Below are 22,920 nucleotides of genomic sequence, written 5' to 3'. Positions count from 1 at the left end.
ACCGGTCAGAACTCGCGGTCGATGGCGTAGCGCGTCAGGCCGCGCAGCGCCTGCAGCCACGGCGAGTCGCCGAGGCCGTCGAGCGCATCTTCGGCGAGCCGCGCGTAATCCCCGGCGCGCCGCCGGCTGTAGTCCAGGCTGCCACCCTGCCGGATCGCGGCAAGCACCTCGGGCAATGCGGTGGTGTCGCCGTGTTCGATCGCGCGGCGCAACGTCGCCAGCGTCGCCGCGTCGGCCTGCGCCATCGCGTGGATCAACGGCAACGTCGCCTTGCCCTCGGCGAGGTCGTCGCCCAGGTTCTTGCCCAGCGTCTGCGCGTCGGAAGCGTAATCGAGCACGTCGTCGGCGATCTGGAAGGCGAAGCCCAGGTTCAGTCCGTACGCATGCAGCGCGTCGCAGGTGGCCACGTCACTGCCGGCGAGCAGCGCGCCCAGCCGGGTCGCCGCGGCGAACAGCACCGCGGTCTTGCGCTCGATCACCCGCAGGTAGGCGGCCTCGTCGGTGTCCGGGTTGCGCACGTGCAGCAGCTGCAGCACCTCGCCCTCGGCGATCGCATTGGTGGTGTCGGCGAGGATGCGCATGACTTCCATGCGCTCGAGCTCGACCATCAGCTGGAAGCTGCGCGAATACAGGAAGTCGCCCACCAGCACGCTCGCCGCATTGCCCCACACCGCATTGGCGGTGCGGCGGCCGCGACGCAGGTCGGACTCGTCGACCACGTCGTCGTGCAGCAGGGTCGCGGTGTGGATGAACTCGATCACCGCCGCCAGCTGCTGCGCGTGGCCGGCGAGGGCGGGGTCGGTGTCGCGGCCGAGCGCGCGTGCGACCAGCAGCAGCAGCATCGGCCGCAGGCGCTTGCCACCGGCGCCGATGATGTATTCGGCGACCTGGTTGATCAGCACCACGTCCGAAGCCAGCCGGCGGCGGATCAGCACGTCGACGGCGGCCATGTCCGAGCGCGCCAGGGCCTGGATCGCAGGCAGGGGCATCGGGGCCGGCGCGTTGGTGGCCGGTCGGGCGAGGGCGGGGTCCATGACGGCGCCGGGCGTTGGGGCTGGCGATTATACGAAGGCCGCCCCGCAAAGGCTTCCACCACTGCGGGAAAAGCCTGACGGCCGCGCGCGGCGGGCGCCGATGGCCTAGGGGCGACCGCTTATACTTCAATCCTCGGTGCCCCATTTCGGGCGATCCAGCGAAGGGACGGTCATGGCACGCGGCATCAACAAGGTGATCCTCGTCGGCAACCTCGGCAACGATCCGGAACTCAAGTACACCCAGGGTGGCATGGCGATCGCCACGCTGAGCATTGCCACCTCGTCCTCGCGCAAGGACAAGGAAGGCAACTACCAGGAAAAGACCGAATGGCACCGGGTCAAGCTGTTCGGCAAGACCGCGGAAGTGGCTGGCGAGTATCTGAAGAAGGGCCGCCAGGTCTACATCGAAGGCCGCCTGGAATACAGCACCAGTGAGAAGGACGGCGTGACCCGCTATTTCACCGACATCATCGGCGATGACATGCAGATGCTCGGCGGCATGGGTGAAGGCCGCGGCGAACCGCGCGGCGACGCCGCCCCGCGTGCCTCCCGCCCGCCACAGCGCAGCGACGCCGCCCCGCGCCGCGATGCTCCCGCGCAGCGCCCGGCGCCGATGGACGATTTCGCCGACGACGACATCCCGTTCTGAGGTCGATCCGTTCCCACGCGCGCGCGCTGCCCAGCGCCCGCGCCTGACCGCAAGGCCGGCGCCCGCCGGTGCAGGAGAATGCAGTGAAGACGTGGCTGGTTACCGGCGGTGCCGGATTCATCGGCGGCAATTTCGTGCTCGAAGCGATCGCCCGAGGCGAGCGCATCATCAATCTCGACGTGCTGACCTACGCCGGCAACCGCGACACTCTGGCGTCGCTGGAAGGCAACGACCGCCACGTCTTCGTGCAGGGGGACATCGGCGACCGCGTCCTGGTCGCCCGCCTGATGCAGGCGCACCAGCCCGACGCCGTGGTCAATTTCGCGGCCGAGAGCCACGTCGACCGCTCGATCGACGGCCCGGCGGCCTTCGTGCAGACCAACGTGGTCGGCACGCTGTCGTTGCTGGAGGCGACCCGCGACTATTGGCGTGGCCTGCCGCCCGATCGCCAGGCGGCCTTCCGCTTCCTGCATGTGTCCACGGACGAGGTCTACGGTTCGCTGGGCGACACAGGGAAGTTCACCGAGGACACGCCGTTCGCGCCCAACTCGCCGTATTCGGCGTCCAAGGCCGCGTCCGATCACCTGGTGCGCGCGTTCCACCACACCTACGGCCTGCCGGTACTGACCACCAACTGCTCCAACAACTACGGTCCGTACCAATTCCCGGAAAAGCTCATTCCGTTGATCATCGCGCGCGCATTGGCAGGCGAGCCGCTGCCCGTCTACGGCGACGGACGCAATGTGCGCGACTGGTTGTACGTCGCCGACCACTGCGCGGCGATCCGTGCGGTCCTCGACGGCGGCCGCGTGGGCGAGACCTATAACGTCGGCGGCGACGCCGAAATGCAGAACATCGATGTCGTCAACACGATCTGTGCACTGCTCGATGCGCGCCGTCCGCGTAGCGATGGCCAGCCGCGCGCGAGCCAGATCACCTACGTCGCCGACCGTCCTGGCCACGACCGACGCTATGCGATCGACGCGTCCAAGCTCAAGCGCGAACTGGGCTGGGCGCCGGCGCACAGTTTCGAGCAGGGCATCGCCGACACCGTCGACTGGTACCTCGCGCACCAAAACTGGGTGCAGCGCGTGCTCGATGGCAGCTACCGGCTCGAGCGCATCGGAGCCGCGGCGTGAGTACGGCCGCCCACTTTCCGCGCAAGGGCATCATCCTGGCCGGCGGCTCCGGCACCCGCCTGTATCCGATCACGCAGGCGATCAGCAAGCAGCTGCTGCCGGTGTACGACAAGCCGATGATCTATTACCCGCTCAGCGTGCTGATGCTGGCGGGGATCCGCGAAGTGATGGTGATCAACACCCCGCACGAGCAGGCCTTGTTCAAGCACCTGCTTGGCGACGGCTCGCAATGGGGGATGCGCATCGAGTACGCGGTGCAACCCAGTCCCGACGGGCTGGCGCAGGCCTACCTGATCGGGCGCGAGTTCGTCGCCGGGCAGCCCAGCTGCCTGGTGCTGGGCGACAACATCTTCTACGGACACGGCCTGACCGAACGCCTGCAACGTGCGACGGAACAGGAAAACGGCGCCACCGTCTTCGGTTACTGGGTGCGCGATCCCGAGCGCTATGGCGTCGCCGAATTCGACGCGACCGGGCGGGTTGTCGGACTGGAGGAAAAACCCGCTTCGCCGCGCTCCCACTATGCCGTCACCGGCCTGTATTTCTACGACGGGCGCGCCAGCGAATTCGCCGCTTCGCTCAAGCCTTCGGCGCGCGGCGAACTGGAGATCACCGACCTCAACCGCTGCTATCTCGACGAAGGCTCTCTGCAGCTGGAGAGGCTCGGCCGCGGTTACGCCTGGCTCGACACCGGAACCCATGAGTCGCTGCTGGAAGCCTCGACCTACATCGAGACGATCGAGAAGCGCCAGGGCCTGCGCGTGTGCTGCCCCGAAGAGATCGCCTACTTCAACGGCTGGATCGACGACGACCAGCTGCGCGCGCTGGCCAGGCCACTGGCCAAGAACGGTTATGGCCAGTACCTGCTGGGACTGATCGGACAGGAGCGCATCGCATGATGCGTGCGACCGCATGAAGATGATCCAGACCGACCTGCCTGGCTGCCTGGTACTGGAACCGCAGGTGTTCGGCGACGCACGCGGTTATTTCTACGAGTCGTTCAACCGTGACAAGCTCGCCGGCGCAGGTGCCGGGCTCGACCTCGAGTTCGCGCAAGGCAACGTCTCCAGTTCCAGCCGCGGCGTGCTTCGCGGACTGCATTACCAGTGGCCCAGGCCGCAGGGCAAGCTGGTCAGCGTGCTCGAAGGCGAGGTCTGGGACGTGGCCGTCGACATCCGTCGCGGCTCTCCGCATTTCGGGCGCTGGACGGCGGCCGTTCTCTCGGCCGACAACAAGCGCCATTTCTGGATCCCGGAAGGTTTCGCGCATGGCTTCGTCGTACTGAGCGAGCGCGCGCTGTTCACCTATCTATGCACGCAGACATACGACCGTGCCGCCGATGCGGCGATCCGCTGGGACGACCCGCAGCTGGCGATCGACTGGCCGGTGGGCGCCCCGCTGCTGTCGGACAAGGACGCGAACGCGCCGCTGCTGGCCGACGTGCCGCCCGAACGCCTGCCAGTCTTCAGCGGCTGAGGATCGCGAGCGGATGAAAATCCTGTTGTTCGGCGCCAATGGCCAGGTCGGCACCGAGCTGCGCCGCAGCCTTGCGCCGCTGGGCGAGGTCGTCGCCACCACCCGCGCCGGCATCCTTCCCGATGGGGCGCCCTGCATTGCCGCCGACTTCGGCGCGCCGGAGTCGCTGCCGGCGTTGATCGCAACCGTCGCGCCGGACGTCGTCGTCAACGCGGCCGCCTATACCGCCGTCGATCGCGCCGAGGATGAGCGCGCGCAGGCCTTCCGCATCAATGCCGAAGCCCCCGGGGCCATCGCGCGTGCCTGCGCCGCGCGCGGCACGGGGCTGGTGCATTACTCGACCGACTATGTGTTCGACGGCAGCGCGTCGCGCCCCTACCGCGAGGATGACCCGGTCGCGCCGCTGGGCGTGTACGGCGCCAGCAAGAACGCCGGGGAACAGGCGATCCGCGACAGTGGTGCACGCCACCTGATCCTGCGCACCGCGTGGGTGTATGCCGCGCATGGCCACAATTTCCTGCGCACGATGTTGCGACTGGCTTCCGAGCGCGACGTGCTGCGCGTGGTGGCGGACCAGGTCGGTTGCCCGACGCCCGCTGGCGTATTGGCCGATGCCACGGCACAGATGCTGCGCCAGCAACACGGCGCGTCCGCCACATTCCACCTGGCCAGCCGTGGGCAGACCAGCTGGCATGGATTCGCCGAGGCGATCATCGATGGCGCGCATGCGCGCGGCCTGATTGCGCGCAAGCCGGGCGTTACCGCGATCGCGACCGTCGATTACCCCACGCCCGCCGCGCGCCCGGCGTACTCGGTGCTCGATACGCGCAGGATCCGGGAAGGATTCGGCGTCCAGGCACCGGACTGGCAGGAGGGGCTGGCGCGCGTGCTGGACGAGGTCGCGCGGCAGGACTGAGGCTCGCGACGTCCGCGCGACGCTCCACCTTCAGTTGACCGGATCGCGGAGCACACCGCGCGATGGGTGGGAACACGGGCGAGTGCAGGCCGGTCGAATCGCAACCGGCGGCTATTTCACCCCATGCATCATCCGCCGAAACAACGGCGCGCCCAGCAACGCCAGGATCGCGAAACCGATCCCGATACCCGCCATCAGCCAGAACAGGTGCGCGTATTTCTCCCCGGCGCTGGCGAAATCCAGCGCCGTGCCCTCGGGGATGTCGATCGCCGCGAGCTTGCCGAACATCGCGGCCAGGGCTTCCGAAAACGCGGTCGCCAGGAACCAAGTCCCCATCATCAGGCTCGCCACGCGAGCCACAGACAACTGCGTCACCGCCGACAGGCTGACCGGCGCCAGGCACATCTCGCCCAGTTCGAGCACGAAGTAGGCCAGTACCAGCCACCACACGCTGGCGAACTGGCCACTGCCACCGGCATGTTCGGCCGCCCACGCCAGCGGGACGAAGCTCAGGCCGGCCAGCAGCAGTCCGAACGCGGATTTCACCGGCTTGGACGGGTCGAGCCCGCGCCGATCCAGCCATGCCCACAGGACCCCGAACAACGGCGCGAGCAGCACGATGAACAAGGCTCCCAGGTAGGTGAGCGACCCGGCCGTCTGCGGCAGCACCAGCACGTCGCGCAACAGGAACACCAGCATGGCCAGCGCGGCGCCGCCGAACAGCCACTTGGGCACCACCGAACGCGGGTTGCGGTCCGATAGCGCCGCCGACACCACGAAGGCAGCTGGCGCCAGCAGCAGCGAGACGATCGACCAGGGCGCGGTATGGGCGAACAGGGCGAGGTTGGCCATGACGGCGCCCGTCCATGCCACCGGTGCCTGCGCCTGCACCAGCGATGGCACCACGTCCTTGGTCAGCATCCGGTCGGTGAAGGTCACCCACGATCCGTAGGTCTGCTCGTACAGGGTGAAGAACACCAGGCACATGGCGACCAGCACGATGAGCGCGATCATCTGCTGGCGCTGCACCGGCGTGCACTGGGTCGCAACGAACCACGCGAACCACCCCAGCACCACCAGCATCACCAGGATCATCAGCGCCAGCGCCAGCGACACTTCGCCGCCGAGGGAGAACGCGCCGTTGGCGACCGCCCACATCAGCCCGGCCACCGGCAGCAGGCCGGCGATCGCGCCAAGGTAGATCCACGCTTCGCGCGGCAGGCCGAACATGCGTTCGCGCAGCCTGGCGGGGGCCGGGGATTCGGCGTGTCCGTGCAGGTATTTCTGGCCCCAGAGGAACTGCCCCAGGCCGAGCAGCATGCCGATGCCGGCGGCACCGAAACCGTAGCTCCAGCCAAGCGTCTGGCCCAGGTATCCGCAGACGATGGAAGCGAACAGGGCGCCGAGGTTGATGCCGGCATAGAACAGCGAGAAGCCCGAGTCGCGACGCGGATCGTCGCGCGGATAGAGCTTGCCCACGATGGTCGAGATGTTGGGCTTGAGGAAACCCACGCCCATGATGATCAGCGCCAGCGACAGGTAGAAGACGTCCAGCGATGCTTCGTCGCGCACCACCACGCCGTTGACGAGCGTCGCGGCGTCGCCTTCGATCGCCATGCCGGCATGGCCGCACACGAGCAGCAGTCCCCCGAAGATCACCGCCTTGCGCATTCCCAGCCAGCGATCGGCCAGCACGCCGCCCAGCACCGGCAGGCAGTACACCAGCCCGCCGTACGCCCCCAGGACGTCGTAGCCGGCACGATCGCCGAAGCGGTGATGCTGCAGCAGGTAGAGCAGCAGCAGGGCCTTCATCCCGTAGAACGAAAAGCGCTCCCACATCTCGGTGAAGAAGCAGACGTAGACGCCCTTGGGGTGTCCGAACAGCTCATCGCGCGGATCGCGGGCAACGGGCAGGTCGTCGCTGGTCGCTGGAATCGTGGCCATGGGCGCCTCAAGGGAATTCGCCGGAGTGTAGCTCGCGTCATTCCCGGGATGCGCTGCTGCTGGCGCGCCGCGGGGCCTTCCGGCCAGGGAGCGCTCGCGCCGGAGCCCGCGGGTTTGCAATACTCGGCAGTCTTCCGCTCCGGAACCGTCCCGTGGCCACAACGCCGCTATCCCCCGAACCCCGCACCGAACTGACCCTGCGCGCGCTCGTCCTGGGCATCGTCATCACCGTGCTGTTCACCGCAGCCAATGTGTTCTTCGGGCTCAAGGCCGGATTGACCTTCGCCACCTCGATCCCGGCGGCGGTCATCTCGATGGCGCTGCTGCGCAACTTCCGCAATTCGACCATCCAGGAAAACAACATCGTGCAGACCGTCGCTTCGGCGGCGGGCACGCTGTCGTCGATCATCTTCGTGCTGCCGGGGCTGGTGATCATCGGCTGGTGGACCGGCTTCCCGTACTGGGTGTCGTTCGCGATCTGCGCGCTCGGCGGCATCCTCGGGGTGATGTATTCGATCCCGTTGCGGCGCGCGCTGGTGACGGGCTCCGACCTGCCGTATCCCGAAGGCGTCGCCTGCGCGGAGGTGCTGAAGGTCGGCAGTCCGGGTGCGGAAGGCACGCGCCATGGCGCGGAGGAAAGCCGCGCCGGACTGCTCGCGGTGACTTGGGGCGCGGTGGTCGCGGCGGCATTCGCGATCGTGGTCGCCACGCGCGTGTTCACCAGCGACGTCAAGCATTACTTCAAGGTCGGCGACGGCAACGGCGTCACCGGTTTCGACTTCGCTCTGTCGATGGCGCTGTTCGCGGTCGGCCACCTCGTGGGGCTGTGGGTCGGCATCGCGATGCTGCTGGGCGCGATCATCGGCTGGGGCTGGGGCGTGCCGCATTTCTCGGCGCTGTTGCCGATGACCGGCAGTTCGGAAGACTTCGCCGGCGCGACCTGGAGCACGCAGGTGCGCTTCGTCGGTGCAGGCACGATTGGCGTGGCCGCGATCTGGACCCTGGGCAAGCTGGTCAAGCCGGTCGTCAGCGGGCTGGCCTCGGCGATGGCCGCCAACCGCGCGCGCAAGGGCGGCACGCTGCACATGCTGCCGCGCACCGAGCACGACATCCCGATCGGCATCGTCGGCACGATCATGATCGCGTGTTTCGTGCCGATCGCCTTCCTGCTGAATTACTTCGCCAACCAGACCGGACTGGGCGCGCATGCGCCGACGCTGATCCTCGGTGGCCTGCTGTACGTGGTGGTCACGGGCTTCATGGTGTCGACCGTCTGCGGTTACATGGCCGGCCTGATCGGCTCCTCCAACAGCCCGTTGTCGGGCATCGGCATCCTGGTCGTCATCGGCGCCGCGCTGCTGCTGGTGTTCGGCATCAAGCCGCTGATGGAGCCGGGCAACGAGAAAGGCCTGGTCGCGTTCGCGCTGCTGGTGACGGCGGTGGTGTTCACCGTCGCCGCAATCGCCAACAACAACCTCCAGGACCTCAAGACCGGCCAGCTGGTCGACGCCACGCCGTCGGCGCAGCAGTGGGCGCTGGTGGTGGGCGTGATCGCGGGCGCGGCGGTGATCCCGCCGGTGCTCTCGCTGGTCAACACCGCCTATGGCTTCACCGGGGCGCCGGGCGTGGATCCGACCAAGGCGCTCGCCGCGCCGCAGGCCGGGCTGATTTCGGCGCTCGCGCAAGGCGTGATCCAGAACAACATCGACTGGAGCCTGATCCTGATCGGCGGCGCGATCGGCGCGGTGCTGATCGTGCTCGACGAAGTCCTGCGCCGGACGACGAAGCATGCGCACCTGTCGCCGCTGGCGGTGGGTTTGGGCATCTACCTGCCAACGTCGGCAACGCTGATGGTCGTCGTCGGCGCGGTCGCCGGCGCGCTCTACGACCGTCGTGCCGAACGCCATGCGCGTCCGGAAGCGGCAAAACAGCTCGGCGTCCTGCTCGCCTCCGGAATGATCGTCGGCGAGGGCCTGGTCGGCGTGCTGATCGCGGGCGTGGTCGCGTTCAAGCTGATCCCGCTGTCGCTGGTCGGCGACGACTTCGCCGCGGGCCCGGCGCTCTGGATCGGTGGCGTCGCCTTCGTCGTCGCGGTGCTGCTGCTCTATCGCTGGATCGAAGGCCTTGCCCGCCGCGCCATCATCTGATTCCGCACCATGTCCCGGAGGACCGTCATGTCACCACGCCACGCCTTGCTCCCGCTTGCCCTGCTGCTTGCCTGGTCGTCCGCTGCGGTCGCCGCGCGCGGTTTCCAGGCACGCGACCTGGAGACGATGGATCGCTACTCCGCGCCGACGCTGTCCAGCGACGGCACGCACCTGGTGTTCGCCAAGCGCGTGGTGGACTACGACGCCAACAAATCCTCGACCTCGCTGTGGGTGCAGGATCTCTCGAAGCCCGACGCCAAGCCGGTGGCATTGACGCCCAAGGGCTGGAACGTCAACTCGCCGGCCTTCTCGCCTGATGGCAGGACGGTGTATTTCCTGAGCGCCAAATCCGGCAGCTCGCAGCTGTACGCGATGCCGGTCGCCGGTGGCACGCCCAAGCAGGTGACCGCGTTGCCGGTCGATGTCGATGCCTTCCTGCTGTCGCCCGATGGCGCGCGCGCGGCACTCGCTGCGGGCACGTTCCCGGCCTGCGGCGGCGACCTCGCCTGCACGAAGAAGAAGCTCGATGGCAACGGCAAGAACAAGGCCAGCGGCGTCGTCTTCGATCACCTGTTCATCCGTCACTGGGACACTTGGGCCGACGGCCGCATCAACCGCCTGTTCGTGGCATCGCTCGGCGGCAAGGACGCGGCGAAGAGCGCGACGCTGGTCGGCGCGGACCTGATCGCCGATGTCCCGTCCAAGCCGTTCGGCGACATGGGCGACGTCGCCTGGGCGCCCGATGGCAACAGCTTGGTCGTCAGTGGCCGGCTGTCGAACGGCGACGAACCGCATTCGACCAACTTCGACCTGTACCAGCTCAATGCCGATGGCAGCGGCCAGGCGAAGAACCTCACGGCCGCCAACCAGGCCTGGGATGCCGGTCCGGTCTTCAGCAAGGATGGCAAGACGCTGTACTACCGCGCGATGAAGCGGCCGACCTTCGAGGCCGACCGCATGGGCCTGATGGCGATGGACCTGGCCACCGGCGCGACGCACGAGATCGATCCGGACTGGGATCGCTCGGCCGACGGCATCCTCCTGTCCGACGACGGGCGCACGATCTACACCACGGCCGAGGACATGGGCCAGCATCCATTGTTCGCGGTCGACATCGTCAGCGGCCATGCGCAGCAGGTCGTCGGCGACGGCACCATCTCGTCGGTCTCGGTGGCGGGCCAGACGCTGGCATTCGCGCGCAACAGCATGAAGTCGGGCGACCAGCTGTTCGTGTCCGCGATCGACGGCGACCATGAGCGCGCGATCACGCCCAGCGCCAGCGAGATGCTGCCGGACGTGAAGTTCGGCGAGTACCAGCAGTTCAAGTTCACCGGCTGGAACGGCGACACCGTGCACGGCTATGTCGTCAAGCCGTGGAATTACCAGGAGGGCAGGACCTATCCAGTCGCCTTCCTCATCCACGGCGGCCCGCAGGGCAGCTTCGGCAACGGCTGGAGCTATCGCTGGAATCCGCAGACGTATGCCGGCCAGGGCTACGCGGTGGTGATGGTCGACTTCCACGGTTCGACCGGTTACGGCCAGGCGTTCACCGATGCGATCAGCCAGCACTGGGGCGATCGCCCGCTGGAAGACCTGCAGAAGGGCTGGGCATCGGCGCTCACGCAGTATCCGTTCCTCGACGGCGACAAGGCCTGCGCTCTCGGCGCCAGCTACGGCGGCTACATGGTGTACTGGATCGCCGGCAACTGGCAGAAGCCTTGGAAGTGCCTGGTCGACCACGACGGCGTGTTCGACAATCGCATGATGGGTTACGCCACCGAGGAACTGTGGTTCAGCGAGTGGGAAAACGGTGGCACGCCGTGGAGCAATCCGGAGGGCTACGAGAAGTTCAATCCGATCAACCACGTCAAAGACTGGTCGGTGCCGATGCTGGTGGTGCACAGCGGTCATGACTTCCGCATCCCGGTGGAGCAGGGCATCGCCGCGTTCACCGCGCTGCAGCGCAAGGGCATCGAGTCGAAGTTCCTGTACTTCCCCGACGAGAACCACTGGGTGCTCAAGCCGCAGAACAGCGTCATGTGGCACGACACCGTCAATGGCTGGCTGAAGGCGCACATCGGGCAGGGCGTGGCGCCCTGACCGGCAGCGATGCGTCGGCGCAACATCGGCCGGCGCCACGAAAAAGCCCCGCACTGGCGGGGCTTTTCTTTGGTGCGCCCACGCGACTCAGTAGAACGTGCGCGCGCACGGCGTCGGCGAGACCACCGCGGCACCGTTGTTCAACGCGTCGAGATAGTCCTTGAGCTGTTCCTGGTAACCACGCTCCGGATTCCCGTCCGGCGTGTACGGGTCGCTGGCCAGCGAGTTATCGGCCAGGGTCATGAGCTGGTTGATGGTGCCGCCGAACGGTGGGTACACGCGGTTGCCGTTGACGAAGCCGGCTTCGACGTTCAGGCGCATCGCCGCCAGGTGCGAGGACAGCTTGTAGGCCATGTTGGTCGCGGTGCTGCCGAGCAGCCAGGTGCGGAACTGCGGATAGGTGGACGGATCGAAGTCGGCGCCCGTGGCATCGCGCAGGTGCAGGGCCGACAGCAGCGCGAATTCCGGCGCCAGCGTGCCGCCGTCCATCAGCCGGTCCAGGCCGTTCCTGTTGCTCCAGTAGCCGGGCGTGTGGCCGCCGCTGGGCCTGGTGCAGTAATTGCCGAAGGTCAGTTGCGTGGTCGCCCCGGCGGTGACGTGGACCCCGGTCAACGGGTTGGTGGCGTTTCCGCTGCCGTCGTGCGGCGTCGACTGCACCCAGTTCGACTGCACCGGCGTGGCTTCGCGCGCCGTGTAATCGGTTGCCGGCAGCAGCGACAGGAACGTGGCGTAGCCGAACGAATCCGTCGGCTTGGTGCTGCTGTAGGTCTGGCTTGCCGATTCGACCGTCATCGGCCAGCCGGTGAGCCGGACTTCGCCGGCGTCCTGGATGCCGTTGGCGTTGGCGTCGTAGAACTTCTTGATGATGATCGTGCCGTGGCACAGGCAGGTGGCGGCCGTGGCGCCGGCGACGAGCAGCGTCGACAGCAGGGTGGCCTTGAGCGCGATACGGCGTTTCCGGGAACGGGTCGTGTCCATGGGTCAGCGTCCTTCGATGACGGATCGGTAGGGGAGCGAAGATCGGGTGAACTTCGCGCCGCCTTGATAAGGCCGACCGTGTGATGAACAGGACAAAAGTGTGATGTAGCGCACACTTTGGCGCGCCGCCGACACGGGCCGCCAGGGCGGGGAGACCTGCCGGAAGCCTTCGCGACCGATCGTCGATACTGCGGCGCCCGGCGCCTGCGCCCGGACAGGAGCGGTGGATGAACGGCACCAGCGGACAGGCGGCCAGCAAGGTCCCCCACGTCACCTTCCTGTTCTGGCTGGTCAAGATCGCCGCGACCACGCTCGGCGAGACCGGCGGCGATGCGGTGTCGATGTCGATGAACCTCGGATACCTCGTCGGGACGGCGATCTTCGCCGTGTTGTTCGTTGCGGCGGTCTACTTCCAGATCGCGGCGAAGAAGTTCCACCCCTTCGTCTACTGGGCGACGATCATCGCCTCGACCACCGTCGGCACGACGCTGGCGGACTTCGCCGACCGCTCGCTGGGCATCGGCTACACGGGTGGGTCGGCGCTGCTGGCGCTGCTGCTCGCCGGCTCGCTGCTGCTGTGGCACAGGACGCTGGGCACGGTCGCGGTGGATTCGATCCGCACGCCGAAGGCGGAGATCTTCTACTGGGTCACGATCATGTTCTCGCAGACCCTGGGCACCGCGCTGGGCGACTGGACCGCGGATACCGCGGCGCTCGGCTACCTCGGCGCGGCGATGATCTTCGGCGGCGCGCTCGCCCTCGTGGCGGCGGCATATGCCTGGACGCAGGTGTCCCACACCGTCCTGTTCTGGGCCGCGTTCGTGCTGACCCGGCCGCTGGGCGCCGTCGTGGGCGACTTCCTCGACAAGCCGGTCGCCAAGGGCGGGCTTGAGCTCAGCCGTTACAGTGCGTCGCTGGCGCTGCTGGCCTTCATCGTCCTGTGCCTGCTGCTGTTCCGCCAGCAGGCCGCGTCGAAGGCGCACTAGCCAGCGGGACTTCAGCGGAAAGTTGATTTTTCTCAACAGTCCCCAGTCGCGCGCGGCAGTACATTCGCGGCAGTTTCCCGGCGGGCCCGGCATGAACGCGCGCGCATCCGTGTTTGCCATGCTGCTTTTGCTCGCCCCGCTTTCCGCGGTGGCCCGTTCGGCATCGACCATCGGGTTGCCTATGACGGATTTCTTCAGGGCCACGGTTACCAGAGTTTCCCCAGCGGCGAAGTGGCCGAGATCAGCGCCGTCGTCACGCCGTTCATCGCTGAATACGGGGACGACCATCCTGCTGTCTACGCGCTCGCCTTGCTCCCGGCGTACGCGCGGTCGCGCGGGGTGAACGTGCGCGGCCACTGGCAGAGCGACGTGCTCGTCGGGGCGGGGGTGGGCGTGGCATGGGGCCTGTGGGCCCACCGCCGCCCATCGCCCGTGATCATGGGCATCCTGCCAGGACATGGATTCATGGCCGGATATGCCGATCGCTTCTGACGGCATCGATGGGTCGATACGCCGCCGTATCGACAGGCGGATTGGAGGCCGGCCTCACCGCTCCTCCCGGCGAACGTGCAAAACTGTGCGTTTTCCGCGCCGGTGAGCCCGTGAGCCGACCCTCTTCCCTGAATTACGAACAACTGCTGGCCTGCGGCCGCGGTGAGCTGTTCGGCCCCGGCAACGCCAAGCTGCCGCTGCCGCCAATGCTGATGTTCGACCGCATCACCGAGATCTCCACCGAGGGCGGCCGCAACGGCAAGGGCGTGATCCGCGCCGAGCTCGACATCCACCCGGACCTGTGGTTTTTCGGTTGCCATTTCCAGGGCGACCCGGTGATGCCCGGTTGCCTGGGCGTGGATGCGATGTGGCAGCTGGCCGGGTTCTACCTGCCGTGGCTGGGCGAGCCCGGTCGCGGCCGCGCGCTCGGCGTGGGCCAGGTGAAGTTCAGTGGCCAGGTGCTGCCCAGCGCCAGGCTGGTGAGCTACGAGATCGACATCCGCCGCGTCATGCGCGGCAAGCTCGCGCTGGTGATCGCCGACGGCCGCACCCTGGTCGACGGGCGCGAGATCTACGTCGCCAACGACCTGCGCGTGGGCCTGTTTTCTTCGACGGAAGCGTTCTGAGCATGCCAGTGGGTAACGACCAGCGCGCCAACCGGCGCATCGCCATCACCGGCATGGGGATCACCTCGTGCCTGGGCAACGACCAGGACAGCGTCACCGGTTCGCTGCGCCAACTCACGTCCGGCATCCGCTTCATTCCCGAATACGCGCAGCTCGGCCTGCGCAGCCAGGTCGCAGGCGTGCCCGACATCGACCTCGACGCGCGGATCGACCGCAAGCTCAAGCGCTTCATGGGCGACGCGGCGGGGTATGCGTACGTGGCGATGCGCGATGCGATCGCCGATGCGGGCCTCACCGATGCGCAGGTACGCGATCCGCGCACCGGCGTCATCGCAGGCTCCGGCGGCGGTTCGGCGCACTGGCAGATCGAAACCGGCGACCTGCTGCGCAACCGCGGCGTGCGCAAGGTCGGGCCGTACATGGTCCCGCGCACGATGTGTTCGACGGTATCCGCGGCGCTGGCCACCGCCTTCGGCATCCGCGGCGTGAGCTATTCGATTTCCGCCGCCTGCGCGACCTCGGCGCACTGCATTGGCGCGGCGGCGGACATGATCCGCCACGGCATGCAGGACGTCGTCATCGCCGGTGGCGGTGAGGAAGTGCACTGGGGAATGACCTCGCAGTTCGATGCGATGGGCGCGCTGTCCACCCACCACAACGACAACCCGCAGTCGGCATCGCGGCCGTACGACGTGGGCCGCGATGGCTTCGTCATCGCCGGTGGCGGCGGCATGCTGGTGCTGGAGGACTACGAACACGCGCTCGCGCGCGGCGCGCGCATCCATGCCGAGCTGGTCGGTTACGGCGTCACCTCCGACGGCGTCGACATGGTCGCGCCCTCGGGCGAGGGTGCGGTGCGCTGCATGCGGATGGCGATGGCCGGCGTCGACACGCCGATCGACTACCTCAACACCCACGGCACCTCGACGCCGCTGGGCGACCTCGTCGAACTGCAATCCGTGCGCGAAGTCTTCGGCGACGGCGTCCCGCCGCTGTCGTCGACCAAGGCGCTGTCGGGCCACTCGCTGGGCGCGGCGAGCGTGCACGAGGCGATCTACTGCCTGCTGATGCTGAAGGAAGGGTTCATGGCCGGCTCGGCCAATATCTTCGAACTCGATCCGGGTGCCGAAGGTTTCCCGATCCTGCGCGAAAGCCGCGACGCCAACCTGCGTACGGTGATGTCCAACAGCTTCGGATTCGGCGGCACCAACGGCACCCTGGTGTTCCGCGCCGTGGCTTGACGGGGTGCTTGACGGCGCTACCGGCCCCGTGGACCCTACGCCCCGACAGCACGCGCCGGACAGGGGAACGCCATGCAGACTTTCACGCCGACCGGCAAGGATCCGGAATATCGCGGACCGAACCGCCGCAAGGGCGAGGACCGGCGCAAAAGTACCGACCGCCGCGACGAGATCCGCTTCGAGCCACAGAAGGACGACCGCCGCTCGGGCAAGGACCGCCGCAAGCAGGGCGGCTGGGATCGCGCGCTGTAGCCCTCTCCTGCGGAAGCCGGGCTGGCGCAACGTCGCACCGTTGCGACGCATCATCGTCGCGTCGCAACGCGGCCCGGCGACGAACGCCGTCCGTGCCCGGTGTTACCGCGTCGCCAGCAGGCCGCGCACGGCCGCGAGGAACCGCGGATCCACCTGGCTACCCATGCGCTCGGTGCGCGCGACGATCCGGCCTTCGCCATCGATCAGCACCAGCGCGCTGGTGTGGTTGAACTGCCCGTCGGCGAGCTGCCGATAGCGCACGCCGAGAATGCCGGCGACGCTGCGAACGTCGTTCTCGCGCGGGCTTGCCAGCGCCCAATGCGCGGGATCCAGGCCGCGCTTTTTCGCCAGGGCCGCCAACGTCGCCGGCGTGTCGCGCACCGGATCCAGGCTGATGTACAGCAGGCCGAGCCGGGACCGCTCGGCGGGCGTCAAGGCGTGTTCGACCGCTTTGCCGGCGTCCACGATCAGCGGGCACATGTCGGGACACGAGGTGTAGAACATCGCCGCGATCTGCGGCGCCCCCCGGTGCCGGCGCCAGTCGCGCGTCACGCCGTGCTGGTCGGTCAGCGGCAGCGGCAACTGGTAGACGGAGTCCTTCGGCACCCTGGCTGCGATCGCCGGTGTCGATGCCTTGGCCTGCGCCCCAGCCGGTGCTGCGGCGGCAGCCACCGCCGACACCAGCACTGCGCAGGCAACAACAACGGACCACAACTTCACCACGCGTCGTTTCATCGCAACCTCACTGGATGTCCTTGGCACAGCGGAAGCCAAGGTGTGCGGTGGTATCGCGCGCCTCCAGCGAGGACAGCATCGTCACCCGCATCAGCACGGCGTAATTCTCGCGATCGGCCATCGCCAGCGAACCGGCGCCGCAGAACTTCATCCGGTTGCCATCGCCCTGGTTGCGCGCATCACCCGACACCAGCAGAGAGGAGAAGTCGTCGGTCCATTCCCACACCAGGCCGTGCATGTCCTGCAGGCCGTAGGCGTTGGGCGCCTGCAGGCCGGCGCGCGGCAGCGGGCCGTCGGACGGACGGGAATACCAGCCGAGGATGCGCTCGCGCCACGCCGGGGCCTGGCGGGCGTCGCGCCGGGTTTCATCGGCCGCGGCGGCGTATTCCCACTCGCGCCAGGTCGGCAACCGCGCGCCCTGCGCCTGGCAATACGCCTGCGCGGCAAACCAGCTGACGTTGACCACCGGTTGTGCCGATTGGCTTCCGGCATCGTCCAGCCGCGTCGACGTCGGCCATTGCAAGAGGTAGCGTGCATCGGCGAACACCGTCGGCACGCGATCGCGCCGCCACCGTGGATGCGACTGCACGAAGGCGAGGAATTCGCCGTTGGTCACCGGCCGCTTTTGCAACGCGAATGGCAGGACCTTCGCGGTCCTGCCGTCCTCGTACTTCAGCGCCGAACGGAACGTGCCGGCCGGCAACTTCACCCAGGCGGCGCCGGCCTGCATGCTTCCCAGCACCACGCCGGCGATGGGAAGCAGGAGCAGCAGGGCCGCAAGCCGGCGCATCGGATCACTCGCCGCCGCCGGGCGCGGCGTCGGCCGGCTTGGGTGCCTTGCGGCGTTCGGCGACTTCTTCCTTGGTGATCGTGCCGCCCGGATTACCCCAGCTGTTGAGCACGAAGGTGCCGATGTTGGCGATCTCGTCGTCGGTCAGCTGCGTCTGCGCCGGCATCGTGGAGTTGTACTCCTTGCCGTTGACGGTGACCGCGCCGTTGAGGCCGTGCATCATGATGTCGACGATGCGCTTCGGATCGGCCTTGAGCACGCTGGATGCCGCCAGCGGCGGGAACACGCCGCCCATGCCTTCGCCATTGGGCTGGTGGCAGGTCGAGCAGGTGCCGGCGAACAGCGCCTTGCCGGCCGCGATCTGGTCTTCCCTGGTCAGCGTGCCCGCGGCGTTGGCGTTCGCCGCGACCGCGACGGCGGCGAGGTTGCCGGTCGCGCGCCCGCCCAGGTACATCGCGTCGACTTCCTTGCCCGAGTAGATCGCCTTGTTCTCCGGACCCTCGGCCTTGAGCATCGCCAGCGCACCTTTGTTGAAGGCGCGGAAGATCGAGTGGTCGACGATCACGTAGGTGCCGGGCACCTCGATGTGGAACTGCATGATCGCCGCGCCGCCCGACGGGATGAGCGTGGTCTGCACGTTCTCCTGGAAGCGCGTGCCGCCTTCCAGCCACACCTTGTCGAAGATCTCGCCGATGACGTGGAAGCTCGACACCAGGTTGGGACCACCGTTGCCCACGTACAGGCGCACGGTATCGCCGACGCTGGCCTTGAGCGCGTTGTCGCCGGTGAGCGCGCCTTCGCGGCCATTGAACAGCACGTAGGTCGGGTGCTCGTCGATCGCCTTTTCCATGTCGAACGGCTGCAGGCCCTTCTCGCGGTACTTGCCCGTGGTGTAGAAGTCGCCCTGCATCAGGTAGTACTCGTGGTCGACCGGCGGCAGGCCTTCCGGCGGCTCGATCAGGATCAGGCCGTACATGCCGTTGGCGATGTGCATGCCCACCGGCGCGGTGGCGCAGTGGTAGACGAACAATCCGGCATTGAGCGCCTTGAAGGTGAATCGCGAGACGTGGCCAGGCGCGGTGAACGTCGACGCCGCGCCGCCCCCGGGCCCGGTCACGCCATGCAGGTCGATGTTGTGCGGCATCTGGCTGTCGGGCATGTTGCGCAGGTGCAGCGTCACCGTGTCGCCCTGGCGCACGCGGATGAACTTGCCGGGCACCGTGCCGCCGAAGGTCCAGAACTTGTAGGTCACGCCTTCGGAAATCGGCATTTCCTTTTCGATCACGTCCAGTTCGACGTTCACGTGCGCCGGCGCGTGGCGGCCGGTGGGTGGCGGCACCATCGGCGGATCGGTCAGCACCGCCTCGATCATCTTGCCCTGTGGCGGGCCGAAATCGCCCTTGAGCGAACCACCGGTATCGGTGGCGGCAATCGGTGCGGTGTCAACGTCCTGGCGATCGCGATTGCATCCGCCGGCGGCGAGCGTCAACAACGCGGCGGCGAGCAACAACGCGAGGCGGGGGGCTGGGGTCATGGCCTGGGCTCCTTGCTGGGGCGGTGGCGGCGGTGGATCAGAACGGCACCGAAGACTGGCGCACTGGCGCCACATCGGCAACCTGTGCCGTCGGTTGCGCCGACTGGCCATCGACCACCGCGCCGGCCGGAGCCTGGCGGACATCGGCGCAGGCGGCCAGCGAGGACAGGGACAGGGCCATCGCGATGGCGAAGAGATTGCGGCTGGAGAGCACTTTCATTGTCGACTCCTGGGGTTGCAAGGCGGGATGAATCTTCTTGATGGGGCAAAGTCTGCGCCGCGCGCCGGTGCCCTCACCTGACCTGGATCAACCGCCTCGGCCGCTGTGAATGCGCGCAGCACGCCGGTTGATCTGGATCAAGGCGGGGCTCGATGCCGGCCCCGAGCCTGTGCGGCAATCGCCCAGGAGCCACCCATGTCCCAACGACATCCCCCGTCCGCACACCTGCTGGCGGCGCTCTTCACCGCGCTGGTCGCGCTTCCGCTGCAGGCCCTGGGCGCCACGTCGACCGCGCCCGCGGCATCCGGGTCCGCGGCGGATCCGCCGCCGTGGCAAGTGGAGTGGAACGCCCGGCTGCGGCAGGAAAACGTCGACGACGCCGCCTTCGCCAGCGACGCCAGCGCCACCACGCTGCGCCTGCGCGCCGGGCTGCGCCTGCATTGGGGCCAGGGCTTCGGCGCACTGCTGGAAGGCGAGGGCACCGCGGCGGCCGGCGACCGCTACAACAGCGGCGCCAATGGCGTGGCCGCGCGGCCGGCGATCACCGATCCGGAAGGCGCCGAGCTCAACCAGGCGTTCGTCGCCTGGACCGGCGCGCGCGCAGGCGCCACGCTGGGGCGCCAGCGCCTGCTGTTCGACAACCAGCGCTGGATTGGCAACAGCGGCTGGCGCCAGAACGAACAGACGTTCGACGCGCTGTCGACCACCTGGCATATCGCCCCCACGCTGACGCTGCGCTACGCATGGCTGGACCGCGTGCATCGCGTCAACGGCGACGATGCACTGGATCCGCTGGCACGCGAGCGCGCGCTGTCCACCCATCTGTTCAACCTGGGCTGGACGCATGGTGCGCAGCAACTGGTGGGCTACGCCTACCTGCATGACGACCAGGATCTCGCCACGGCTTCGACCACCACGTTCGGCGCGCGCTGGACCGGCACGCACCTGCACGAAGCCACGGGCATGGGGTGGACCGTGGAGGCCGCGCGGCAGCGCGACGGCGCTGGCAACCCGCTGGGGTTCTCGCACGCCTACTGGCTACTCGAGCCCACCTATGCCGTGCGGGGCGTGACGTATCGCGCCGGCTGGGAGCACCTGGGCGGCGACGGCATCCACGCCCTGCAGGCGCCGCTGGGAACCCTGCACGCGTTCAACGGCTGGGCGGACAAGTTCACGGTGACGCCGCCGGGCGGGCTGGAGGACCGGTATCTCGGTGCCGGTGGCCTGATCGGCAACGACAAGCGGCTCAATTGGGCCGTGGCATGGCACGACTACCACGCCGACACGGGCGGTCGCTATGGCAGCGAATGGGATCTTTCGCTGGGCTTTCCCGTGCACGGGCCGGTGACCGGGCTGGTCAAACTGGCCGATTACCGCGCCGATGGCTTTGCGCAGGACACGCGCAAGCTGTGGTTGCAGCTGGAATGGGCGGGAAGCCACTGAGCTGGGGTCCATCGCGGCTTGATCGACATCAATGCGCGCCGCGCCTGGGTCACGGACGATGCCGGTAGTGGATCCGGCATCCCGTTGCCGCCCAGTCGCCACCACCACCTGCGAGGGCCAGGACATGATCGAGTTCGAATGCGACGGCTGCGCCGGCCTGTCCGGCTACCCGGTCGGCGAATGCCTGGACGCGGCGGGGATCGACATGCGCCTGCGGGACGACGGGTGGCCGGATGCGGGCGATTGCGCGACCTGATCGGTCGTTCGGGCGGGCCGTCGGTTCGCGGCCGGTGCAGGCCCGTCAGTTGGCGTACCGCAACACCATCAGGAAATGGCAGCCGGTGCCGGCGAGCACGAACAGATGCCAGATGAAATGGCTGTAACGCAGCCGCTCATGCAGCAGGTAAAACAGCACACCGGTCGTATAGGCGATGCCCCCGGCGAACAGCCATCCCAATCCATTGGGTTGCATGTGCAGCCACAGGGGCTTGATCGCGACCAGCGCCGCCCAGCCCATCGCGACGTACAACACCGTCGAGGCGCGGTCGTAGCGCGCACCGGCCAGCGTCTTGAAGATCACGCCGGCGACGGCAAGCGTCCAGATGACGGCCAGCAGGCTCCAGCCCCATGCGCCGCGCAACACGCCCAGCGCGACGGGGGTGTAGGTGCCGGCGATGAGCAGGTAGATCGCGGCATGGTCCAGGCGCTGCATCCGCTCCTTGATGCGGGCGTGCGGAATGGCGTGGTAGAGCGTCGAGGCCAGGTACAGCAGGACGACACTGGCGCCGAAGGTCGCCGCGCCGGCGATGGACAGCCCGCTTTGCGACTGAGCCGCATTGACGAGCAGCCACGGCAGCCCCGCGATCGCCAACGCCAGCCCCAGTCCATGGCTGATGCTGTTGGCGATTTCCTCGCCATGGCTGGACGCACGCGATGGACGGGGATCGATCGGGGGCATGCGGTTTCCGCTGTGTGACGGTGGATCGATCCTAAGCATCCACCAGCGTGCGGCGCGATGACGGATTGACCGGGCGTTGCGCGCAGGGCTGGATAGAATCAATGGCGCCAATGCGGATCGCACCGGCACGCGACGTCCAGGCCGACGCTGCCCCGCGCGCGGCTTCAACGCACGATCGTCACCGGCACCTTGCAGCTCGACAGTACCTTCGTCGCCACCGATCCCAGGACCAGGTTGCGGAACGCGCCGTGGCCACGGGAACCCATCACGAGCAGGTCGTACTTCGACACGCCGACGGTCTTCACGATGCCCGCGGCGGGATCGTCGATCACGACAAGCGTGGAATAGTCCACTTTCGCGCGCGCCAGGACGGTTTTGGCACCCTTGAACGCGAAGGTCGCATTCTCGTCGCGATAGCGCTCGACGCCACGTTTCCCAAGCTTCGTCTCGACGGCGCGCAGCAGCAGTTCATCGACGTAGAGCAGGGTGAGTTCGCGCTTGCCGGCCAGTTGTTTCCAAAGGCGGGCGACATGGCGCGCGGCGCGGGTCGATGCCGGGCTGCCATCCACTGCAAGGGCGATGCGCATGGGTCGTCTCCTGTCCTGCCGGCGTTCCGGCGTCAAAGCCACAGACTGTGGACCACCTGGGCGCCGTCTCCGGGGTCCTGGTGGCGTTCGAAGCCCAGGAAGCGGGCAAGGTCAGACATCGCGGTGTTTTCCGCCGAGTCCATCGACCACATGCGGCGGATGCCACGACTGCGTGCAACGTCGATCAGATGCGTCATCAGGATCACGCCCAGCCCCTTGTGCTGCCAGTCGTCCAACACCGTCACCGCGCACTCGCAGGCGGTGCCGTCGCTGGACGTACTGTAGCGGCTCACGCCTACGAAACGTTCACGGGCGCCATCATGGACGACGGCTGCGAAGGCAAGGTCATGCACGTAATCCAGCGCCGTCAGCTGTTCGATCAGTGCGCCGCTGGGATGGTGCACTTCACCCAGGAACCGGTAGCGACGCGATTGCGGCGACAGCGCCGCGATGAATTCGCGTTCCTCGGCGGCATCGGCCGCGCAGATCGGTCGGATCAGCACCCGGCTGCGATCGCGCAGGGTTTCGCTCCAGCGCGGGTAATCGGCGCCCAGTTGCCAGGGCATCAGCGGTTCGATCGGTGGCATGGAAGCCTCCTCGCAGCGGGGGATGGAAGACGCCTCGACAGCTCGCGCGCGACCTGGAAGCGGCACCCTGATCCTGATCAATGATC

24 protein-coding genes are annotated in these 22,920 nt (G+C 67.8%); 14 read left to right on the top strand and 10 right to left on the bottom strand.

Annotation, left to right across the window (positions count from 1 at the left end; genetic code table 11):
- Positions 1-5 precede the first annotated feature (5 nt).
- Positions 6-1,034 (bottom strand): polyprenyl synthetase family protein, encoded by a 1,029-nt coding sequence (locus G7B67_RS00505; protein WP_166206176.1) that lies wholly within the window; start codon positions 1,032-1,034, stop codon positions 6-8.
- A 172-nt stretch (positions 1,035-1,206) separates the two neighbouring features.
- On the opposite strand from G7B67_RS00505, the gene ssb reads away from it, so the two are divergent.
- From ssb to rfbD, 5 genes are all read left to right on the top strand, one after another.
- Positions 1,207-1,683: a single-stranded DNA-binding protein gene (gene ssb / locus G7B67_RS00500; RefSeq protein WP_166206173.1), complete on the top strand. Its 477-nt coding sequence runs from the start codon at positions 1,207-1,209 to the stop codon at positions 1,681-1,683.
- Between the two features lie 83 nt (positions 1,684-1,766).
- Positions 1,767-2,822, top strand: coding sequence for a dTDP-glucose 4,6-dehydratase (gene rfbB, locus G7B67_RS00495; RefSeq protein ID WP_166206168.1), 1,056 nt, complete (start codon positions 1,767-1,769; stop codon positions 2,820-2,822).
- The gene (gene rfbA / locus G7B67_RS00490) at positions 2,819-3,721 is read left to right on the top strand and encodes a glucose-1-phosphate thymidylyltransferase RfbA (protein WP_166206165.1); all 903 of its coding nucleotides are present in this window, start codon (positions 2,819-2,821) and stop codon (positions 3,719-3,721) included. The genes rfbB and rfbA overlap by 4 nt, the downstream gene beginning before the upstream one ends.
- 13 nt (positions 3,722-3,734) lie before the next feature.
- Complete coding sequence (gene rfbC / locus G7B67_RS00485; protein WP_166206162.1) at positions 3,735-4,298, top strand: dTDP-4-dehydrorhamnose 3,5-epimerase; 564 nt, start codon at positions 3,735-3,737, stop codon at positions 4,296-4,298.
- A gap of 13 nt (positions 4,299-4,311) precedes the next feature.
- A complete protein-coding gene (gene rfbD / locus G7B67_RS00480; protein WP_166206159.1) occupies positions 4,312-5,214 on the top strand; it encodes a dTDP-4-dehydrorhamnose reductase in 903 nt (300 codons plus the stop codon).
- A gap of 111 nt (positions 5,215-5,325) precedes the next feature.
- On the opposite strand, the gene G7B67_RS00475 is transcribed toward rfbD, so the two are convergent.
- A complete protein-coding gene (locus G7B67_RS00475) occupies positions 5,326-7,158 on the bottom strand; it encodes a peptide MFS transporter (RefSeq protein ID WP_166206156.1) in 1,833 nt (610 codons plus the stop codon).
- Between the two features lie 152 nt (positions 7,159-7,310).
- On the opposite strand from G7B67_RS00475, the gene G7B67_RS00470 reads away from it, so the two are divergent.
- Together G7B67_RS00470 and G7B67_RS00465 are read left to right on the top strand one after the other, a co-directional pair.
- Entirely contained in the window at positions 7,311-9,305 is a 1,995-nt protein-coding gene (locus G7B67_RS00470; protein ID WP_166206152.1) for an OPT family oligopeptide transporter, read from the top strand.
- 27 nt (positions 9,306-9,332) lie between these two features.
- Positions 9,333-11,405, top strand: a complete 2,073-nt coding sequence (locus tag G7B67_RS00465; protein WP_166206147.1) for a S9 family peptidase — start codon at positions 9,333-9,335, stop codon at positions 11,403-11,405.
- 87 nt (positions 11,406-11,492) lie between these two features.
- Here G7B67_RS00465 and G7B67_RS00460 read toward each other — a convergent pair whose 3' ends face one another.
- Positions 11,493-12,383, bottom strand: coding sequence for an SdrD B-like domain-containing protein (locus tag G7B67_RS00460; protein WP_166206144.1), 891 nt, complete (start codon positions 12,381-12,383; stop codon positions 11,493-11,495).
- A 227-nt stretch (positions 12,384-12,610) separates the two neighbouring features.
- Here G7B67_RS00460 and G7B67_RS00455 point away from each other — a divergent pair, with 227 nt between their 5' ends.
- The 5 genes from G7B67_RS00455 to G7B67_RS00435 all read left to right on the top strand — a co-directional run bounded on the left by G7B67_RS00455 (position 12,611) and on the right by G7B67_RS00435 (position 15,980).
- Positions 12,611-13,369 (top strand): COG4705 family protein, encoded by a 759-nt coding sequence (locus tag G7B67_RS00455; protein ID WP_166206141.1) that lies wholly within the window; start codon positions 12,611-12,613, stop codon positions 13,367-13,369.
- A 105-nt stretch (positions 13,370-13,474) separates the two neighbouring features.
- Positions 13,475-13,861: a phosphatase PAP2 family protein gene (locus G7B67_RS00450; protein WP_166206827.1), complete on the top strand. Its 387-nt coding sequence runs from the start codon at positions 13,475-13,477 to the stop codon at positions 13,859-13,861.
- A 110-nt stretch (positions 13,862-13,971) separates the two neighbouring features.
- Positions 13,972-14,487: a 3-hydroxyacyl-[acyl-carrier-protein] dehydratase FabA gene (fabA, locus tag G7B67_RS00445; RefSeq protein ID WP_166206137.1), complete on the top strand. Its 516-nt coding sequence runs from the start codon at positions 13,972-13,974 to the stop codon at positions 14,485-14,487.
- A gap of 2 nt (positions 14,488-14,489) precedes the next feature.
- Positions 14,490-15,728, top strand: coding sequence for a beta-ketoacyl-ACP synthase I (fabB, locus tag G7B67_RS00440; protein ID WP_166206133.1), 1,239 nt, complete (start codon positions 14,490-14,492; stop codon positions 15,726-15,728).
- Positions 15,729-15,800: 72 nt separating this feature from the next.
- On the top strand, positions 15,801-15,980 hold the full coding sequence (locus tag G7B67_RS00435) for a hypothetical protein (RefSeq protein WP_166206128.1): 180 nt from the start codon (positions 15,801-15,803) through the stop codon (positions 15,978-15,980).
- A 102-nt stretch (positions 15,981-16,082) separates the two neighbouring features.
- Here G7B67_RS00435 and G7B67_RS00430 read toward each other — a convergent pair whose 3' ends face one another.
- The 4 genes from G7B67_RS00430 to G7B67_RS00415 are packed head-to-tail and all read right to left on the bottom strand — an operon-like array spanning position 16,083 to position 19,259.
- Complete coding sequence (locus G7B67_RS00430) at positions 16,083-16,715, bottom strand: SCO family protein (RefSeq protein ID WP_166206124.1); 633 nt, start codon at positions 16,713-16,715, stop codon at positions 16,083-16,085.
- Positions 16,716-16,722: 7 nt separating this feature from the next.
- Entirely contained in the window at positions 16,723-17,505 is a 783-nt protein-coding gene (locus G7B67_RS00425) for a formylglycine-generating enzyme family protein (RefSeq protein WP_166206121.1), read from the bottom strand.
- A gap of 4 nt (positions 17,506-17,509) precedes the next feature.
- The gene (gene nirK, locus G7B67_RS00420) at positions 17,510-19,039 is read right to left on the bottom strand and encodes a copper-containing nitrite reductase (RefSeq protein ID WP_166206118.1); all 1,530 of its coding nucleotides are present in this window, start codon (positions 19,037-19,039) and stop codon (positions 17,510-17,512) included.
- Positions 19,040-19,076: 37 nt separating this feature from the next.
- Positions 19,077-19,259: a hypothetical protein gene (locus tag G7B67_RS00415; protein WP_166206116.1), complete on the bottom strand. Its 183-nt coding sequence runs from the start codon at positions 19,257-19,259 to the stop codon at positions 19,077-19,079.
- Between the two features lie 195 nt (positions 19,260-19,454).
- Between G7B67_RS00415 and G7B67_RS00410 the strand changes: the two genes are divergently transcribed.
- Together G7B67_RS00410 and G7B67_RS13490 are read left to right on the top strand one after the other, a co-directional pair.
- Entirely contained in the window at positions 19,455-20,702 is a 1,248-nt protein-coding gene (locus G7B67_RS00410) for an alginate export family protein (protein ID WP_166206113.1), read from the top strand.
- Between the two features lie 124 nt (positions 20,703-20,826).
- The gene (locus G7B67_RS13490) at positions 20,827-20,958 is read left to right on the top strand and encodes a hypothetical protein (protein WP_279303933.1); all 132 of its coding nucleotides are present in this window, start codon (positions 20,827-20,829) and stop codon (positions 20,956-20,958) included.
- A 45-nt stretch (positions 20,959-21,003) separates the two neighbouring features.
- Here G7B67_RS13490 and trhA read toward each other — a convergent pair whose 3' ends face one another.
- The 3 genes from trhA to G7B67_RS00395 form a co-directional block, all read right to left on the bottom strand.
- On the bottom strand, positions 21,004-21,660 hold the full coding sequence (gene trhA, locus G7B67_RS00405; RefSeq protein WP_166206110.1) for a PAQR family membrane homeostasis protein TrhA: 657 nt from the start codon (positions 21,658-21,660) through the stop codon (positions 21,004-21,006).
- A 164-nt stretch (positions 21,661-21,824) separates the two neighbouring features.
- A complete protein-coding gene (locus G7B67_RS00400) occupies positions 21,825-22,247 on the bottom strand; it encodes a universal stress protein (RefSeq protein WP_166206107.1) in 423 nt (140 codons plus the stop codon).
- A gap of 32 nt (positions 22,248-22,279) precedes the next feature.
- Complete coding sequence (locus tag G7B67_RS00395; protein WP_166206104.1) at positions 22,280-22,834, bottom strand: GNAT family N-acetyltransferase; 555 nt, start codon at positions 22,832-22,834, stop codon at positions 22,280-22,282.
- Positions 22,835-22,920 lie beyond the last annotated feature (86 nt).

Origin of the sequence: Cognatiluteimonas telluris, assembly GCF_011320095.1 — a bacterium.
Classification (GTDB): Bacteria; Pseudomonadota; Gammaproteobacteria; order Xanthomonadales; family Xanthomonadaceae; genus Cognatiluteimonas; species Cognatiluteimonas telluris.
This window is presented reverse-complemented; position numbering and strand designations above follow the sequence as displayed.

Bases quoted from the DNA above. Each gene is read 5' to 3' on its own strand.
- G7B67_RS00505 (WP_166206176.1), bottom strand. From the start codon at position 1,034: ATGGACCCCGCCCTCGCCCGACCGGCCACCAACGCGCCGGCCCCGATG.
- ssb (WP_166206173.1), top strand. From the start codon at position 1,207: ATGGCACGCGGCATCAACAAGGTGATCCTCGTCGGCAACCTCGGCAAC.
- rfbC (WP_166206162.1), top strand. From the start codon at position 3,735: ATGAAGATGATCCAGACCGACCTGCCTGGCTGCCTGGTACTGGAACCG.
- rfbD (WP_166206159.1), top strand. From the start codon at position 4,312: ATGAAAATCCTGTTGTTCGGCGCCAATGGCCAGGTCGGCACCGAGCTG.
- G7B67_RS00475 (WP_166206156.1), bottom strand. From the start codon at position 7,158: ATGGCCACGATTCCAGCGACCAGCGACGACCTGCCCGTTGCCCGCGAT.
- G7B67_RS00465 (WP_166206147.1), top strand. From the start codon at position 9,333: ATGTCACCACGCCACGCCTTGCTCCCGCTTGCCCTGCTGCTTGCCTGG.
- G7B67_RS00460 (WP_166206144.1), bottom strand. From the start codon at position 12,383: ATGGACACGACCCGTTCCCGGAAACGCCGTATCGCGCTCAAGGCCACC.
- G7B67_RS00455 (WP_166206141.1), top strand. From the start codon at position 12,611: ATGAACGGCACCAGCGGACAGGCGGCCAGCAAGGTCCCCCACGTCACC.
- fabB (WP_166206133.1), top strand. From the start codon at position 14,490: ATGCCAGTGGGTAACGACCAGCGCGCCAACCGGCGCATCGCCATCACC.
- G7B67_RS00435 (WP_166206128.1), top strand. From the start codon at position 15,801: ATGCAGACTTTCACGCCGACCGGCAAGGATCCGGAATATCGCGGACCG.
- G7B67_RS00430 (WP_166206124.1), bottom strand. From the start codon at position 16,715: ATGAAACGACGCGTGGTGAAGTTGTGGTCCGTTGTTGTTGCCTGCGCA.
- G7B67_RS00425 (WP_166206121.1), bottom strand. From the start codon at position 17,505: ATGCGCCGGCTTGCGGCCCTGCTGCTCCTGCTTCCCATCGCCGGCGTG.
- nirK (WP_166206118.1), bottom strand. From the start codon at position 19,039: ATGACCCCAGCCCCCCGCCTCGCGTTGTTGCTCGCCGCCGCGTTGTTG.
- G7B67_RS00415 (WP_166206116.1), bottom strand. From the start codon at position 19,259: ATGAAAGTGCTCTCCAGCCGCAATCTCTTCGCCATCGCGATGGCCCTG.
- G7B67_RS00410 (WP_166206113.1), top strand. From the start codon at position 19,455: ATGTCCCAACGACATCCCCCGTCCGCACACCTGCTGGCGGCGCTCTTC.
- G7B67_RS13490 (WP_279303933.1), top strand. From the start codon at position 20,827: ATGATCGAGTTCGAATGCGACGGCTGCGCCGGCCTGTCCGGCTACCCG.
- trhA (WP_166206110.1), bottom strand. From the start codon at position 21,660: ATGCCCCCGATCGATCCCCGTCCATCGCGTGCGTCCAGCCATGGCGAG.
- G7B67_RS00400 (WP_166206107.1), bottom strand. From the start codon at position 22,247: ATGCGCATCGCCCTTGCAGTGGATGGCAGCCCGGCATCGACCCGCGCC.
- G7B67_RS00395 (WP_166206104.1), bottom strand. From the start codon at position 22,834: ATGCCACCGATCGAACCGCTGATGCCCTGGCAACTGGGCGCCGATTAC.